We start from the raw sequence: 17,689 nt of genomic DNA on the forward strand, positions 1-17,689 counted from the left end.
TTATTTGCCTCCTTCCGCAGGTTTCTTCTTAGTAGGAAGGACTTCTCCCTTATAGATCCATACTTTTACGCCAAGCTTACCATAAGTAGTATCTGCTTCAGCGTGAGCATAGTCGATATCAGCACGAAGAGTGTGTAGTGGAACAGTTCCTTCGCTATAGTGTTCTGAACGAGCAATATCTGCACCGCCAAGACGACCTGATACCATTGTTTTAATACCTTTCGCACCAGCACGCATAGCACGTTGAATTACTTGCTTTTGTGCACGACGGAAAGATACACGATTTTCTAATTGACGAGCAATATTTTCAGCAACTAATTTCGCATCAAGGTCAGCTCTTTTGATTTCAAGAATGTTGATGTGAACACGTTTGCCAGTTAATTGATTTAAAGCTTTACGAAGTGCTTCAACTTCAGTACCGCCCTTACCGATAACCATTCCAGGCTTAGCAGTATGAACTGTTACATTTACACGGTTAGCAGCACGTTCGATTTCAACTTTAGATACAGAAGCATCCTTCAAACGCTTCGTGATGTACTCACGAATTTTAAGGTCTTCGTGTAAAAGATCAGCGAAGTCTTTACCTGCGTACCATTTAGATTCCCAATCTTTGATGATACCGATACGCAAACCGACTGGATTTACTTTTTGACCCACAGATTATCCCTCCTTCTTTTCTGATAGAACGATTGTGATGTGGCTAGTGCGTTTGTTGATCTGGCTAGCACGGCCCATTGCGCGCGGACGGAAACGTTTCAACGTTGGTCCTTCATCTACAAAAGCTTGAGATACAACCAAGCTATTAATGTCCATTTCATAATTGTGCTCGGCATTTGCCACAGCAGATTTTAATACTTTTTCAACGATTGGAGAAGCAAACTTTGGAGTATGATTTAAAATCGACACCGCTTCACCAACTTGCTTTCCTCGAATTAGATCTACGACTAAACGTGCTTTACGAGGAGCAATACGAACTGTTCTTGCAACAGCTTTAGCTTGCATTTGGATGCCCTCCTCTCTTAACGTCTGGTTTTCTTATCATCATTACCATGGCCTTTGTAAGCACGAGTTGGAGCGAATTCTCCAAGCTTGTGTCCTACCATGTCTTCAGTAACATATACAGGCACATGTTTGCGACCATCATAAACAGCGATTGTGTGGCCAATAAATTGTGGGAAGATCGTAGAACGACGTGACCAAGTTTTTACAACTTGCTTACTTTCAGTTTCATTTAACTTTTCGATCTTAACCATTAAATGATCATCAACAAATGGTCCTTTTTTAAGGCTGCGACCCATGGATGAACCTCCCTTCGTGATTGTCCTACGGCTCGTTCTTTGAACCGTAGCTCAATCCCGTTATTTTTTACGACGACGTACAATGAACTTGTCGGATTTATTCTTTTTCTTACGAGTTTTGAATCCAAGAGTTGGTTTACCCCATGGAGACATTGGTGACTTACGTCCGATTGGTGAACGTCCTTCACCACCACCGTGTGGGTGATCGTTAGGGTTCATTACAGATCCACGTACTGTTGGGCGTTTACCTAACCAGCGTGAGCGTCCTGCTTTACCAATGTTGATAAGTTCGTGTTGTTCGTTACCTACTTGACCGATTGTAGCACGGCACTCAGCAAGAATCATTCGAACTTCACCAGAATTTAAACGTACAAGTACGTATTTTCCTTCTTTACCTAAAACCTGTGCAGATGTACCAGCAGAACGAACTAATTGGCCACCTTTGCCTGGTTTTAATTCGATGTTGTGTACTACTGTACCAACAGGGATGTTTGCTAATGGTAATGCATTACCTACTTTAATATCTGCCTCAGGGCCAGACATAACTTCCATACCTACTACTAGGTTTTTAGGAGCTAGGATATAACGCTTTTCACCATCTACATAATTGATTAATGCAATATTTGCGGAACGGTTTGGATCGTACTCGATAGTGGCAACGCGTCCAGGAATGCCATCTTTGTTACGTTTAAAGTCAATGATACGGTATGAACGCTTATGGCCGCCACCTTGATGACGAACAGTTAACTTACCTTGGTTATTACGGCCGCCTTTTCTCTTTAATGGAGCTAATAGAGATTTTTCTGGTGTGCTAGTTGTGATTTCAGCGAAATCAGAAACTGTCATACCGCGACGACCATTAGAGGTAGGTTTGTACTTTTTAATCGCCATTTTATTCCCTCCTCTTCTTGTTAGTTTTTATTATGCTTCAAAGAATTCGATTTCTTTGCTATCAGCAGTTAGTTTTACAATTGCTTTACGACGTTTGTTTGTGTAACCACCGAATTTACCCATGCGCTTGAATTTACCTTTATAGTTCATGATGTTAACTTTTTCAACTTCTACGCCAAAGATTTCAACAATCGCATCTTTAACTTGAGTTTTGTTAGCTCTCACATCAACTTCAAACGTATATTTCTTTTCAGCCATTAGGTCAGTAGAACGTTCAGTGATAACGGGGCGCTTAATGATATCGCGTGCATCCATTATGCAAGCACCTCCTCTACTTTTTCAACTGCAGCTTTCGTCATGATTAATTTATCATGATTTACAACATCAAGAACATTGATTCCGTCAGCAGTTACAACTGTTACACCAGGAATGTTACGAGCAGAAAGTGCTACATTTTCATCAAGGTCAGCAGTAACGATAAGTGCTTTCTTCTCAACAGAAAGACCACCTAATACTGTTTTGAAATCTTTCGTTTTTGGAGCATCGAAAGCAAGGCTTTCTAATACTAATACATTTTCTTCTAACACTTTAGAAGAAAGTGCAGATTTAATTGCTAAACGACGTACCTTTTTAGGTAATTTGTAGCTGTAGCTGCGTGGTGTTGGACCGAATACAGTACCACCTCCGCGCCATTGTGGAGAACGGATAGACCCTTGACGAGCACGACCAGTTCCTTTTTGACGCCATGGTTTACGTCCACCGCCGCGAACTTCAGAACGAACTTTTACTTTATGAGTTCCTTGACGTAATGAAGCTCTTTGCATAACAATCGCTTCGAATAATACGTGTTGGTTAGGCTCGATACCAAATACTGATTCATTAAGTTCGATTTCACCAACTTGTGATCCGTTTTGGTTAAATAATGAAACTTTAGGCATTCTTTTGCTCCTCCTTTCTTATGAAGATATTACGCTTTTACCGCACTTTTGATCTTTAATAGAGCTTTTTTAGGTCCTGGAACGTTACCTTTAATTAATAGTAAGTTACGTTCAACATCAACCTTAACAATCTCAAGATTTTGAACAGTAATTTGTTCTCCACCCATACGTCCTGGTAATAATTTACCTTTGAATACGCGGTTTGGAGCAACAGGTCCCATTGAACCTGGACGACGGTGATAACGTGAACCGTGAGCCATTGGGCCGCGTGATTGTCCGTGACGCTTGATTACGCCTTGGAAACCTTTACCCTTTGAGATTCCTGTTACATCTACTACATCGCCTGCAGCGAAAATATCAACTTTGACTTCTTGACCAACTTCATATCCTGTTACGTCCACTCCGCGGAATTCGCGAACGAAGCGCTTAGGATTAGTGTTTGCTTTAGCAACATGTCCTTTTTCTGGTTTGTTTGCTAACTTTTCACGCTTATCTTCAAAACCAACTTGAACAGCTTCGTAACCGTCGCTTTCAACTGATTTCTTTTGAAGTACTACGTTTTGAGCAGCTTCTACTACAGTAACTGGAATTAAGTTGCCATTTTCAGCAAATACTTGAGTCATACCAATCTTTCTTCCTAAGATTCCTTTGGTCATTTAAGTCACACCTCCTATGGAATTTGTTTATTTATTTTTACTAAAGTTTAATTTCGATATCAACACCAGATGGTAAATCTAAACGCATTAACGCATCAACTGTTTGTGGAGTTGGGTTAACGATGTCGATTAGACGCTTATGTGTTCTCATTTCAAACTGCTCACGAGAATCTTTGTACTTATGCACCGCACGAAGGATCGTGTAGATTGATTTTTCAGTCGGTAGTGGAATCGGACCAGAAACGGCTGCACCTGAACGCTTTGCTGTTTCAACGATTTTTTCTGCAGACTGATCAAGAATTCTGTGATCATAAGCTTTTAAACGGATACGAATCTTTTGTTTTGCCATTATTTTCCCTCCTTTATTCGCCTATTTTTAAAATAGACATTCTCAGTGAAAATTTCCCACACACTCGCCATGGCAAAGCGGCCGGGTGTGTCAGCAACCTTTCACATCATCGCAGTCAAAGACCAACATTGTCTATTATACATAAAACATTAGGCAAACGCAACTTTTTTTTATAATTAATTTCCGGTTACGTTTAGCACACTTTTACTATTATAGCGACCAGTTTATACAATTACAATAGAAAATCCCATTCTCCAAAAATAACCTATAATAGCGCTTTATTAATTGAATATTTGTTGAGTTCTATTTATATAGAAGAAACACGTATTTTTTAAATGGCTATGAATGATCAACCCTTCACCAAAAACAACAATGAATGATAACACAGCCTTTTAAATAGAAAAAAGCAGCTGGATCGTCATCCAACTGCTCCTTTATATAACTGATTTTTTAATTATTCAGTGATAGTTGTGATTGAACCTGAACCTACAGTACGTCCGCCTTCACGGATAGAGAACTTTGTACCTTCTTCGATTGCTACTGGAGCAATAAGTTCAACGATCATTTCGATGTGGTCGCCAGGCATAACCATTTCTACGCCTTCTGGAAGATTACAAATACCAGTAATGTCAGAAGTACGGAAATAGAATTGTGGACGGTAGTTAGTGAAGAATGGAGTGTGACGTCCACCTTCTTCTTTTGATAAAACGTAAACTTGTGCTTTAAACTTTGTGTGTGGAGTGATTGATTTTGGCTTAGCCAAAACTTGTCCACGCTCGATTTCTTCACGTGCTACACCACGAAGAAGTGCACCGATGTTGTCTCCAGCTTCAGCAAAGTCAAGAAGCTTACGGAACATTTCTACACCAGTTACAGTTGTAGATTTTGGCTCTTCAGTGAAACCTACGATTTCAACAACGTCACCAACTTTAACTACTCCACGCTCTACACGTCCAGTAGCAACTGTTCCACGACCAGTGATTGAGAATACATCCTCAACTGGCATCATGAAAGGCTTGTCAGTGTCACGAGTTGGTTGTGGAATCCACTCATCAACAGCGTTCATTAATTCATGAATTTTCTCTTCCCATGCAGCTTCGCCTTCTAATGCTTTAAGTGCAGAACCTTTGATAACAGGAGTGTCATCGCCAGGGAAATCGTATTCAGATAATAGGTCACGAATTTCCATTTCTACTAATTCAAGAAGTTCTTCGTCATCAACCATATCACACTTGTTCATGAATACAACAAGGTAAGGTACGCCTACCTGACGAGAAAGAAGAATGTGCTCACGAGTTTGTGGCATTGGACCGTCAGTTGCAGATACAACTAGGATACCACCGTCCATTTGCGCAGCACCAGTGATCATGTTTTTAACATAGTCAGCGTGTCCTGGGCAGTCAACGTGTGCATAGTGACGAGCATCAGTTTCATACTCAACGTGTGCAGTTGAGATAGTGATTCCACGCTCTTTTTCTTCTGGAGCACCATCAATTTGATCATATGCACGTGCTTCTGCTTTACCAGTTTTAGCAAGAACAGAAGTGATTGCAGCAGTTAAAGTTGTTTTACCGTGGTCAACGTGACCAATTGTACCAATATTTACGTGTGGCTTTGAACGGTCGAATTTAGCTTTACCCATTAGGAAAATCCTCCTTTAATTTAAAAAAGTTAAGTATGTTTATGGAAACTGTAAATCAGGGTTGTCCCAATTTCACAGTTTCCATTCTTACATAAGTAGTTATACTTTATTAAAAGGTGAAAATCAATTATTCACCTTTATTTTTTTTGATAATTTCCTCAGAAACAGACTTTGGTACTTCTTCATAGTGATCAAAGTGCATAGAGAAAACTCCACGGCCTTGTGTACTTGAACGAAGTGCAGTTGCATAACCAAACATTTCTGATAGTGGAACCTGTGCACGCACAACTTGTGCGTTACCACGAGCTTCCATTCCTTCTACACGGCCACGGCGCGCAGTGATTTGACCCATAATATCTCCAAGATACTCTTCAGGGATTACAACTTCAACCCTCATCATAGGTTCTAGGATAACAGGTTTACACTTAGAAGCCGCGTTTTTAAGTGCCATAGATGCAGCAATCTTAAATGCCATTTCGGAAGAATCGACATCATGGTAAGAACCATCAAACAATCTAGCTTTAATATCAACTAAAGGATATCCAGCAAGAACGCCGCGATTCAAGGAATCTTCAAGACCAGCTTGAACTGCAGGGATGTATTCACGAGGAACAACACCACCAACGATACCGTTCACAAATTCAAACCCTTTACCTTCATCGTTTGGAGAGAATTCAATCCAAACGTGTCCGTATTGTCCACGACCACCTGATTGACGTGCAAACTTACCTTCTACCTGTGCTGAATCACGGAAAGTTTCACGGTAGGCAACTTGTGGAGCTCCTACGTTAGCTTCTACCTTGAATTCACGACGCATACGATCTACTAAGATATCAAGATGAAGCTCTCCCATACCGGCAATGATAACCTGTCCAGTTTCCTGGTCAGTATGTGCACGGAAGGTTGGATCTTCTTCTTGCAGCTTTTGTAGTGCAGTTGTCATTTTATCTTGGTCAGCTTTTGATTTTGGTTCAACAGAAAGTTGAATTACTGGTTCAGGGAAGTTCATTGACTCAAGAATTACTAGATTCTTATCATCACAAAGTGTATCACCAGTAGTTGTATCTTTCAAACCTACAGCTGCAGCAATATCACCAGCGAAAACCTTTGAGATTTCTTGACGGCTGTTTGCATGCATTTGCAGGATACGTCCAACACGTTCACGCTTTCCTTTAGTAGAGTTCTGAACATAAGATCCAGATTCTAAAGTACCAGAGTAAACACGGAAGAACGTTAATTTACCAACATAAGGGTCAGTCATAACTTTAAATGCAAGAGCAGAAAACGGCTCTTCGTCACTTGAATGACGTTCAAGGACTTCTTCTTCATCATCCGGAGCATGGCCCTTGATTGCAGGTACATCTAATGGAGATGGAAGGTAATCAATAACAGCATCTAACATTAACTGAACACCTTTGTTTTTGAAAGCTGATCCACAAATAACAGGGTAGAATTCTACATTAACAGTACCTTTACGAATAGCTGCTTTTAGCTCTTCTTTAGTGATTTCTTCACCGCCAAGGTATTTTTCTGTCAACTCTTCATCTAGTTCTGCTACTGCTTCAACTAGCTTTTCACGCCACTCTTCAGCAAGTGCGCGGTGTTCTTCAGGAATCTCACGTACTTCAATATCAGTACCTAAGTCATTACTGTAGAATACTGCGTTCATTTCCACAAGGTCAATGATTGCTGAGAACTCATCTTCAGCACCGATAGGTAACTGAATTGGGTGAGCGTTCGCTTGCAGACGGTCATGTATTGTTCTTACTGAATACAAGAAGTCTGCACCGATTTTGTCCATTTTGTTTACGAATACTACACGAGGTACTCCGTAAGTTGTTGCTTGACGCCAAACTGTTTCAGTTTGAGGTTCAACACCAGACTGTGCATCAAGTACAGCTACCGCACCATCAAGTACTCTTAGTGAACGCTCAACTTCAACAGTGAAGTCTACGTGTCCCGGAGTGTCGATGATATTTACGCGGTGGCCTTTCCATGATGCAGTTGTTGCTGCGGAAGTAATAGTGATTCCGCGTTCTTGTTCTTGCTCCATCCAGTCCATCTGAGAAGCACCTTCATGTGTTTCACCGATTTTATGAATCTTACCAGTGTAATAAAGGACACGCTCAGTGGTCGTCGTTTTACCGGCATCGATGTGTGCCATGATACCGATATTACGAGTGTTTGTTAAGGAGAACTCTCTTGCCATGGGTCTTTCTCCTTTCTAATGTGAAAGTTTTTATAATTAAGGTAATTCTACCAGCGATAGTGAGCAAATGCTTTGTTTGCTTCTGCCATTTTGTGTGTATCTTCACGCTTTTTAACAGATGCTCCAGCGTTGTTTGCTGCATCCATGATTTCGTTAGCTAAACGCTCTTCCATGGTCTTTTCTCCACGAAGACGCGCGTAGTTTACTAACCAGCGAAGACCAAGAGTTGTACGACGGTCAGGACGCACCTCAACTGGTACTTGGTAGTTTGCTCCACCTACACGGCGAGCTCTTACCTCTAGTACTGGCATGATATTCTTCATAGCTGCTTCGAAAATTTCCATTGGTTCTTTACCAGAACGTTCACGGATTGTTTCGAATGCAGAGTAAAGAATTTCTTGTGATTTACCTCTTTTACCGTCAACCATCATTTTGTTGATTAAACGAGTAACTAATTTTGAATTGTAAAGTGGATCTGGTAACACGTCTCTTTTTGCTACAGGACCTTTACGTGGCATTTAATTTCCTCCTTTCAAACAGGCTTTCTATTTATACTGTTATTACTTCTTAGCTGCTTTTGGTCTCTTAGTACCATATTTAGAACGTCCTTGCATACGGTTGTTAACACCAGCCGTATCAAGAGCACCACGTACGATGTGATAACGTACCCCTGGTAAATCCTTTACACGTCCTCCACGAATAAGAACAACACTGTGCTCTTGAAGGTTGTGGCCAATACCAGGAATGTATGCTGTCACCTCAATACCGTTTGTCAAACGTACACGAGCATATTTACGTAACGCTGAGTTCGGTTTCTTTGGAGTCATTGTACCAACACGAGTACATACTCCTCGTTTTTGTGGTGAAGATACATTAGTTTGTGATTTCTTGAAGCTGTTGTAACCTTTGTTAAGCGCAGGAGACTTCGACTTTTCTGTAATTGCTTGACGAGGCTTGCGCACTAATTGGTTAATAGTTGGCATGTTACTTTTCCTCCCTTCATTATTTGTAAGCCCACACATCCAGGTGGTTCATTTTTGTGCAAAAACAAAGTTTTTGCAGATCATCTATCTACAAAAACAGTTTTTAACGGATAATCGCTACAGTGGAAGCACCCACTTCTATTCCACATGCTTTCCCGAGTTTTACCATCGAGTCAACATAGATAATTGGGATGTTCACTTCCTGAGCTAGTTTCACTACCGCAGCTGTTACTTTCGCTTCAGCGTCACTTGCAATGATCAGCTCACAAGAGGACCCATCCTTCAGTGCTTTTACTGTTTGTTTTGTTCCTATAACAATCTTTGTTGCCTGGTATACTTTTTCATAAGACATTTAACATATCCTCCAAAGTATCAGGTGAATAGGAGCACCTTTGATATATTACCATCTTCTAAAATAGATGTCAACAATTGTTGCGAATTTTTATTTCTGATTGGACATCTGGATATTCTTTAAAACGCGGTACTCACTCTTTTGGCGAGTACCGCATCTTGTTAACTTTTAATCAATTGTTACTGTTTCTTCAGAAGTCGTGTCCCTTAATACAGGCTCTGCTTTGCGATAGCGCTGCATTCCTGTTCCTGCTGGAACTAGCTTACCGATGATAACATTTTCTTTTAAGCCAAGTAATTCATCGCGCTTGCCTTTAATCGCTGCATCAGTAAGAACTCTTGTTGTTTCTTGGAAGGATGCGGCAGACAAGAATGAATCTGTTTCGAGTGATGCTTTCGTAATACCGAGCAATACTGGACGGCCGGTAGCAGGTAATTTTCCAGCTAACAACGCTTTTTCGTTTGCATCTGTGAACTGGTGGATATCTAATAGTGTACCAGGAAGTACATCTGTTTCACCCGCATCACTTACGCGAACCTTACGCATCATTTGACGAACCATTACTTCTACGTGCTTATCGCCAATTTCAACACCCTGCATACGGTAAACCTTTTGAACTTCACGTAACAGATATTCTTGAACAGCATTAACGTCTTTTACCCTGATTAATTCTTTAGGGTCAATAGAACCTTCTGTTAATTCTTGTCCACGGATAATTGGATCATTAACTGCTACTTTCAGGCGCGCTGTATACGGAGCATTATAAGTACGTGATTCAATTTCACCTTGAACAATAATTTCATGCTGGCGGTCACGACCTTCATTAATACCAACAACCACACCATCAATTTCAGAAATAACCGCAACCCCTTTTGGATTACGTGCTTCAAATATTTCTTGAATACGTGGTAAACCTTGAGTGATATCGTCTCCTGCAACACCGCCTGTATGGAATGTACGCATTGTTAACTGTGTACCAGGTTCACCAATTGACTGGGCAGCAATAATTCCAACTGCTTCCCCAACTTCAACTTCCTGACCTGTTGCCAAGTTACGGCCATAACACTTCTTACATACACCATGACGGGTATTACATGTAAAGGCAGAGCGGATTTTAACTTCTTCAATTCCAGCCCCAACGATTGTTTCAGCAAGATCCTCAGTGATAAGTCCATTTTCAGGAACTAGCACTTCTTTTGTTTCAGGATGTCTAATTGGGTTACGAGCATGTCGGCCAATTAAGCGTTCATCCAATCCTTCGATAACCTCTGTACCGTCTTTCAATGAACGGATTAATAAACCACGGTCTGTTCCACAATCATCTTCACGGACAATAACATCTTGTGCTACGTCAACGAGACGTCTTGTTAAATAACCAGAGTCAGCCGTTTTCAAGGCAGTATCAGCAAGACCTTTTCGAGCACCGTGTGTAGAAATAAAGTACTCTAAAACCGTTAGACCTTCACGGAAACTTGACTTGATTGGTAATTCAATGATACGTCCAGCTGGGTTGGCCATCAATCCACGCATACCAGCAAGCTGAGTAAAGTTAGATGCGTTACCACGCGCTCCGGAATCACTCATCATGAATATTGGGTTCGTTTTATTCAAGGATTTCATCAGTTTCCCTTGGATGGTATCCTTCGCAGCACTCCATATAGCAATAACGCGATCATAACGTTCGTCTTCAGTTATTAAACCGCGACGGAACTGTTTTAAAACGTTATCTACTTTACTTTGAGCCTCGTGAAGAATTTCTTGCTTTTCAGGTAATACGACGATATCAGAAACACCGACGGTAATACCTGCTTTTGTCGAGTATTTAAATCCTAAGTCCTTCATACGGTCCAGCATTTTAGACGTTTCAGTAATTTTGAATCGCTTAAATACTTCGGCAATGATATTACCAAGGATTTTCTTCTTGAACGGATCCACTAACGGCATTTCTTTAATTCTAGCTCTAACATCTTCACCTTTTTCAACAAAGTAAATTGCTGGAGTTTCAACCTCTAGGTTTTGTCTAGTAGGTTCATTGATATACGGGAATGACTTAGGAAGAATTTCATTAAAAATAAGTTTACCAACCGTTGTAATCAGTAATTTATTATTTTGTTCTTCTGTCAAAGTTTCATTTCCTAATGAACCAGCATGGACAGCAACACGAGTGTGCAGATGAACATAGCCGTTTTGATAAGCAACTAACGCTTCATTTGTATCTTTAAAAATCATACCCTCGCCGACAACGTCTTCTCTTTCAAGAGTTAGGTAGTAGTTACCTAGTACCATATCCTGAGAAGGTGTAACAACTGGCTTACCATCTTTAGGGTTTAGAATGTTTTGGGCAGCAAGCATTAAAAGTCTAGCTTCTGCCTGGGCTTCAGACGAAAGTGGAACGTGAACAGCCATTTGGTCACCATCGAAGTCCGCGTTGTATGCTGTACATACTAGTGGATGAAGGCGAATCGCTCTTCCTTCAACAAGTGTCGGTTCAAATGCTTGAATTCCAAGTCTATGAAGTGTTGGGGCACGGTTTAGTAAAACTGGGTGCTCACGAATAACATCTTCAAGCACATCCCACACTTCAGGAGACACTCTTTCAATCTTACGTTTTGCAGATTTTATATTATGAGCTAACCCTTTTTCAACTAGTTCCTTCATAACAAATGGCTTAAATAACTCTAGAGCCATTTCTTTCGGAAGACCACATTGGTACATTTTTAGGTTTGGACCGACAACAATAACGGAACGGCCAGAATAGTCAACACGTTTCCCAAGTAAGTTTTGACGGAAACGGCCTTGCTTCCCTTTTAACATATGTGAAAGTGACTTTAATGGACGGTTACCTGGACCTGTTACCGGACGGCCGCGACGGCCATTATCAATTAAAGCATCTACTGCTTCTTGAAGCATCCGCTTCTCGTTTTGAACGATAATGCTTGGTGCACCAAGATCCAACAAACGCTTTAAACGATTATTCCGATTGATTACTCGACGGTATAAATCGTTCAAATCAGATGTAGCAAACCTTCCTCCATCTAACTGTACCATTGGACGAAGTTCTGGTGGAATAACAGGAAGAACATCAAGAATCATCCATGATGGTTCATTTCCAGAGTTTCGGAATGCTTCCAACACTTCAAGACGTTTAATCGCACGCGTACGACGCTGACCTTGAGCTGATTTTAATTCTTCTTTTAATGCGTCTACCTCTTTATTCAAATCGATATCAGATAGAAGCTTTTTAATTGCCTCAGCACCCATAGCAGCTTGGAATTTATTTCCGTACTTTTCACGGTATGCACGATATTCTTTTTCTGATAAAAGTTGTTTCTTATCAAGAGCTGTATCTCCTGATTCCGTTACAACATAAGAAGCAAAGTAGATAATTTCTTCTAATGCCCTTGGAGACATATCTAAAACTAGTCCCATTCGGCTAGGAATTCCTTTAAAGTACCAAATATGAGAGACAGGAGCTGCAAGCTCAATATGACCCATACGTTCACGACGAACCTTTGCTCTTGTTACTTCAACACCACATCGGTCACACACTACACCTTTGTAACGAACACGTTTATATTTTCCACAGTGACATTCCCAGTCCTTTGTAGGACCAAAAATCCTCTCACAGAATAAACCATCCTTTTCAGGCTTCAATGTACGATAGTTAATGGTTTCTGGCTTTTTTACTTCTCCAAAAGACCATGAACGGATTTTATCTGGTGACGCCAGACCGATCTTCATATACTCAAAATTATTAACATCCAGCAAGGGGCCTACCTCCCTTTCTATCTAGACAATCATCAGCTGAAGTGCTTCATGAGCACTTCAGCTAAAAATTTATTCCTTGGAACCAACCTTTTCAGATTCAAATGCTTGTGTTTCTGGAACGATGTTTAATGTATCGACTTGCTGTAAGTCATCGTCATCTTCCGTATCACGCATTTCAATTTCTTTTTCATCACCAGAAAGGATTTTTACATCCATTCCTAGACTTTGAAGTTCTTTTATTAATACTTTAAATGATTCAGGAACTCCTGGTTCCGGTACATTTTCACCTTTTACAATCGCTTCGTACGTTTTCACACGACCCACCACGTCATCTGATTTTACTGTCAGAATCTCTTGTAGTGTATATGCAGCACCGTATGCTTCAAGCGCCCAAACCTCCATCTCTCCGAAACGCTGTCCGCCAAATTGTGCTTTACCGCCAAGTGGCTGCTGCGTTACAAGTGAGTAAGGTCCAGTTGAACGTGCATGGAGCTTATCATCAACCATGTGAGCAAGTTTAATCATATACATGACACCTACAGACACACGATTATCGAACGGTTCACCCGTACGTCCATCATATAATACAGTTTTTGCATCATTTGCCATTCCAGCTTCTTCAATCGTTCCCCAAACATCTTCTTCACGTGCACCGTCAAATACCGGTGAAGCAACGTGAATTCCAAGAGCTCGAGCTGCCATTCCTAAATGAAGCTCCAGCACCTGACCGATGTTCATACGCGAAGGAACACCTAAAGGATTCAACATAATATCAATTGGGGTACCATCCGGTAAATACGGCATATCCTCTTCTGGCAATATTCGAGAAATAACCCCTTTATTACCATGGCGTCCTGCCATTTTATCCCCTTCATGAATCTTACGCTTCTGAACGATATATACACGAACTAGCTGATTTACGCCTGGTGGCAATTCATCGCCATCTTCACGATTAAAGACCTTAACGTCAAGGACAATACCGCCTCCGCCATGCGGAACTCTTAGGGAAGTATCACGAACTTCTCGTGCTTTTTCACCAAAGATAGCGTGTAGTAATCTTTCTTCTGCAGTAAGTTCCGTAACTCCTTTTGGTGTTACTTTACCTACTAGCAAGTCACCGTCTTTTACTTCAGCACCCGTACGGATAATTCCACGCTCATCCAAATTACGAAGGGCATCTTCCCCTACATTCGGAATGTCACGGGTAATCTCTTCAGGTCCAAGTTTTGTATCACGTGATTCTGATTCATATTCTTCAATATGAATAGAAGTATATACATCATCTTTTACAAGACGTTCACTCATAATGATCGCATCTTCATAGTTGTAACCGTCCCAGTTAACGAAGCCAACTAAAACGTTACGACCTAGAGCTAGTTCACCCAGTTCCATTGAAGGACCATCCGCTAGAATCTCCCCTTTTGTTACGTGGTTACCCACCGCAACAATCGGGCGTTGATTATAACAGGTTCCTTGATTAGAACGAATGAATTTCAACATTTTATATTTATCAAGGTCACCTTTCACTTCTTGACCATCGACTGTATTAATTCGACGCACCCAAACCTCACGTGCCTCAACATGCTCAACAATACCTTCGTGCTTACAGATGACTGCTGCTCCCGAGTCTTTACCAGAAACATATTCCATTCCTGTTCCAACTCTTGGTGCTTCCGGCTGCAGGAGCGGCACGGCTTGACGCTGCATGTTTGCTCCCATCAATGCACGGTTAGAGTCATCATTTTCTAAGAACGGAATACAAGCTGTTGCCGCAGAAACTACCTGTTTAGGAGATACATCCATATAGTCGATACGGTCACGTTTTACTACCGTGTTTTCACCACGGAAACGAGCAACAATATCTTCATCAATAAATGTACCGTCATCGCTAAGGCGCGAATTCGCCTGTGCTACAACATAATTATCCTCCTCATCTGCTGTTAAGTAATCAATTCGGCTTGTAACCTTTCCAGTATCAGGATCAATCCGGCGATATGGAGTTTCAATAAAGCCAAAACGGTTTACTTTTGCAAAGGATGAAAGTGAGTTAATCAAACCAATGTTTGGTCCCTCTGGCGTTTCAATCGGACACATACGGCCATAGTGGGAATAGTGAACGTCACGCACTTCAAATCCAGCACGTTCACGCGTTAATCCACCAGGTCCTAACGCAGATAAACGGCGCTTATGTGTCAATTCTGCAAGTGGATTTGTTTGATCCATAAATTGCGATAATTGGGAGCTTCCAAAGAACTCTTTTATCGAAGCAATTACAGGACGGATGTTGATTAACTGCTGCGGTGTGATCGTAGCAGTATCTTGAATGGACATTCTCTCACGAACCACACGTTCCATACGTGACAAACCGATTCGGAACTGATTTTGAAGCAATTCGCCAACAGAACGCAGACGTCTGTTTCCTAAATGATCAATGTCATCTGTATCGCCGACACCGTGTAATAAGTTAAAGAAATAACTGATAGATGAAATGATATCAGCAGGTGTAATGTTTTTAATTGGCTCTGCAACATAAGCATTGCCTAGAACATTAATAACCTTTTCACCATCATCATTTGGTGCATAAATTTTTATTCCTTGAAGAATGATTTCTTCCTGTACTACACCACCAGCTGGATTAAAGCCTTTGAAATTAATATCCTTTTCCAAAGCAGGGATAATTCGATCTAGATTTCTTCGATCTAAAAGTGTCCCTTTTTCTGCAATAATTTCACCTGTTTCAGGATCGACAAGTGATTCAGCCAAACGCTGATTAAATAAGCGATTTTTAATATGGAGTTTCTTATTAATTTTATAACGACCTACATTTGCAAGGTCATATCTCTTTGGATCAAAGAATCTTGAAACCAATAAACTCTTTGCGTTTTCAACGGTAGGAGGCTCACCTGGACGCAGGCGCTCATAAATCTCTAAAAGCGCTTTTTCTACTCCCTCAGTGTTGTCCTTTTCAAGAGTATTTCGAATGTACTCATTATCTCCAATCAATTCAATGATTTCTTGATCAGAGCCGAAGCCAAGTGCACGCAAAAGAACCGTAACGGGCAGTTTCCGAGTACGATCTATTCTGACATATACGACATCTTTGGCGTCTGTTTCATATTCAAGCCAAGCGCCGCGGTTCGGAATTACTGTAGCTGTAAAACCCTTTTTACCGTTCTTATCAAGTTTTCCACTAAAGTATACGCTCGGTGAACGCACTAACTGTGAAACGATAACACGTTCTGCCCCATTGATGACAAACGTACCTGTTTCAGTCATGAGCGGAAAGTCACCCATAAAAACATCTTGGTCTTTTACTTCGCCTGTTTCTTTGTTTACAAGACGTACTTTTACACGCAATGGTGCAGAATATGTAACGTCCCGCTCTTTTGATTCCGCAACAACATACTTCGGTTCGCCAAGGCTGTAATCAATAAATTCTAGTGATAGGTTACCAGTAAAGTCTTCAATCGGTGAAATATCCTGGAACATTTCACGCAATCCCTCATCAAGAAACCATTGATATGAAGAGGTTTGGATTTCAATTAGATTTGGTAATTCTAAAACTTCACTGATTCGTGCGTAACTTCTTCGTTGGCGGTGTCGTCCATACTGAACTAGTTGACCTGTCAACTGATTCACCCCTCAAATCAAGCGTTTTTATAATACATATATTTTGGTCTTATGTAAGGAACAAAAGGAGTTCCTCCATTAGACAAAAAAAGAAAAAGGGTTTTTATTTCTTAAAAACCACATTTTCACATTTTGACTATTATTTTGTCATCTTTTCCGTCTTAAACATGTTTTATACTTATAAAATAAGTATTTTCAGGAATAATTCGGAAAATATTATGATGGCATTTTATAATGCTAACATAGGTGACAATTTCAAGTCAACTATTTTACAGCCTTAATAATAAAATAACCTTTAGACTTGTCAATAGTATCTACCGTGGTAAAAAGTTCTTTTAATTTTTCAATAGCAGAAGGTGCACCTTGTTTCTTCTGAATGACCACCCAAAGCTCTCCCTGGGTGACTAAATGCTTATAACTCTGTTCAAAAATGTCGTGAACCGTCTTTTTTCCTGCTCTAATAGGCGGGTTTGTTAATATAGCAGCAAAGTTTGATTGCTTCACATTTATCAAAGTATCACTTTCATAAATTTCAACATTATCTACCGCATTTTGCCTTGCATTTTCCAACGCTAACTCAATAGCCCGTTCATTTACATCGATCATATGTACAATGCGCTCCGGATAATTCTTTGCAATCGACAGACCGATTGGACCATAGCCGCAGCCTACATCTAGAACAGGTCCTTCAACATTTGGCAATACAAAAGCTTCTATTAATAAGCGGGAGCCAAAATCTACTTCCTTCTTTGAAAATACGCCGTTATCTGTTTTAAAACGAAATAACACATTCCTTAAGGTGAAATCCCAATATTTCGGTTCACTTTCGACCTTTTGGGTGCGAGAATAGTAATGTTCAGACAATAAACTCACCTCCTGAGGAGTGTTCATTAATGAGGTTACCTGAGGAAAAAATCTAATATCCAGCGAAACGCCTAGGCACTTCACTTTTAAGCATCGAAAAAAAGCCCGC

General features: G+C 40.6%; 16 protein-coding genes. All 16 read right to left on the reverse strand.

Annotated features, from left to right (window positions below; genetic code table 11):
• The 16 genes from rpsC to ACY3XC_RS26145 all read right to left on the reverse strand — a co-directional run bounded on the left by rpsC (position 1) and on the right by ACY3XC_RS26145 (position 17,580).
• Complete coding sequence (rpsC, locus tag ACY3XC_RS26070) at positions 1-657, reverse strand: 30S ribosomal protein S3 (RefSeq protein WP_179161258.1); 657 nt, start codon at positions 655-657, stop codon at positions 1-3.
• A 3-nt stretch (positions 658-660) separates the two neighbouring features.
• Positions 661-1,002, reverse strand: a complete 342-nt coding sequence (rplV, locus tag ACY3XC_RS26075) for a 50S ribosomal protein L22 (RefSeq protein WP_464871163.1) — start codon at positions 1,000-1,002, stop codon at positions 661-663.
• A 17-nt stretch (positions 1,003-1,019) separates the two neighbouring features.
• Complete coding sequence (gene rpsS / locus ACY3XC_RS26080; protein WP_095250620.1) at positions 1,020-1,298, reverse strand: 30S ribosomal protein S19; 279 nt, start codon at positions 1,296-1,298, stop codon at positions 1,020-1,022.
• A gap of 60 nt (positions 1,299-1,358) precedes the next feature.
• Positions 1,359-2,189 (reverse strand): 50S ribosomal protein L2, encoded by an 831-nt coding sequence (gene rplB / locus ACY3XC_RS26085; protein WP_034676082.1) that lies wholly within the window; start codon positions 2,187-2,189, stop codon positions 1,359-1,361.
• 30 nt (positions 2,190-2,219) lie between these two features.
• Positions 2,220-2,507, reverse strand: coding sequence for a 50S ribosomal protein L23 (rplW, locus tag ACY3XC_RS26090; RefSeq protein ID WP_174524435.1), 288 nt, complete (start codon positions 2,505-2,507; stop codon positions 2,220-2,222).
• The gene (gene rplD / locus ACY3XC_RS26095; RefSeq protein ID WP_179161260.1) at positions 2,504-3,127 is read right to left on the reverse strand and encodes a 50S ribosomal protein L4; all 624 of its coding nucleotides are present in this window, start codon (positions 3,125-3,127) and stop codon (positions 2,504-2,506) included. The genes rplW and rplD overlap by 4 nt, the downstream gene beginning before the upstream one ends.
• Before the next feature lie 29 nt (positions 3,128-3,156).
• On the reverse strand, positions 3,157-3,783 hold the full coding sequence (rplC, locus tag ACY3XC_RS26100; RefSeq protein WP_179161261.1) for a 50S ribosomal protein L3: 627 nt from the start codon (positions 3,781-3,783) through the stop codon (positions 3,157-3,159).
• A 40-nt stretch (positions 3,784-3,823) separates the two neighbouring features.
• Positions 3,824-4,132 (reverse strand): 30S ribosomal protein S10, encoded by a 309-nt coding sequence (rpsJ, locus tag ACY3XC_RS26105; protein ID WP_034676072.1) that lies wholly within the window; start codon positions 4,130-4,132, stop codon positions 3,824-3,826.
• A gap of 454 nt (positions 4,133-4,586) precedes the next feature.
• The gene (gene tuf / locus ACY3XC_RS26110; RefSeq protein WP_464871164.1) at positions 4,587-5,774 is read right to left on the reverse strand and encodes an elongation factor Tu; all 1,188 of its coding nucleotides are present in this window, start codon (positions 5,772-5,774) and stop codon (positions 4,587-4,589) included.
• A gap of 127 nt (positions 5,775-5,901) precedes the next feature.
• A complete protein-coding gene (fusA, locus tag ACY3XC_RS26115; protein ID WP_464871165.1) occupies positions 5,902-7,983 on the reverse strand; it encodes an elongation factor G in 2,082 nt (693 codons plus the stop codon).
• Between the two features lie 47 nt (positions 7,984-8,030).
• Entirely contained in the window at positions 8,031-8,501 is a 471-nt protein-coding gene (gene rpsG / locus ACY3XC_RS26120) for a 30S ribosomal protein S7 (RefSeq protein WP_179161264.1), read from the reverse strand.
• Between the two features lie 42 nt (positions 8,502-8,543).
• The gene (gene rpsL / locus ACY3XC_RS26125) at positions 8,544-8,966 is read right to left on the reverse strand and encodes a 30S ribosomal protein S12 (protein WP_026574083.1); all 423 of its coding nucleotides are present in this window, start codon (positions 8,964-8,966) and stop codon (positions 8,544-8,546) included.
• 103 nt (positions 8,967-9,069) lie between these two features.
• Positions 9,070-9,318: a 50S ribosomal protein L7ae-like protein gene (locus ACY3XC_RS26130; protein ID WP_179161265.1), complete on the reverse strand. Its 249-nt coding sequence runs from the start codon at positions 9,316-9,318 to the stop codon at positions 9,070-9,072.
• A gap of 168 nt (positions 9,319-9,486) precedes the next feature.
• A complete protein-coding gene (gene rpoC, locus ACY3XC_RS26135) occupies positions 9,487-13,086 on the reverse strand; it encodes a DNA-directed RNA polymerase subunit beta' (protein ID WP_464871166.1) in 3,600 nt (1,199 codons plus the stop codon).
• A gap of 69 nt (positions 13,087-13,155) precedes the next feature.
• The gene (gene rpoB / locus ACY3XC_RS26140) at positions 13,156-16,716 is read right to left on the reverse strand and encodes a DNA-directed RNA polymerase subunit beta (protein WP_179161267.1); all 3,561 of its coding nucleotides are present in this window, start codon (positions 16,714-16,716) and stop codon (positions 13,156-13,158) included.
• 264 nt (positions 16,717-16,980) lie between these two features.
• Positions 16,981-17,580 carry a class I SAM-dependent methyltransferase gene (locus ACY3XC_RS26145; RefSeq protein ID WP_464871167.1) on the reverse strand — a complete coding sequence of 200 codons (600 nt, stop codon included), beginning with the start codon at positions 17,578-17,580 and terminating at the stop codon, positions 16,981-16,983.
• Positions 17,581-17,689: the final 109 nt, after the last annotated feature.

The organism is Bacillus sp. CZDM1, from assembly GCF_055502545.1.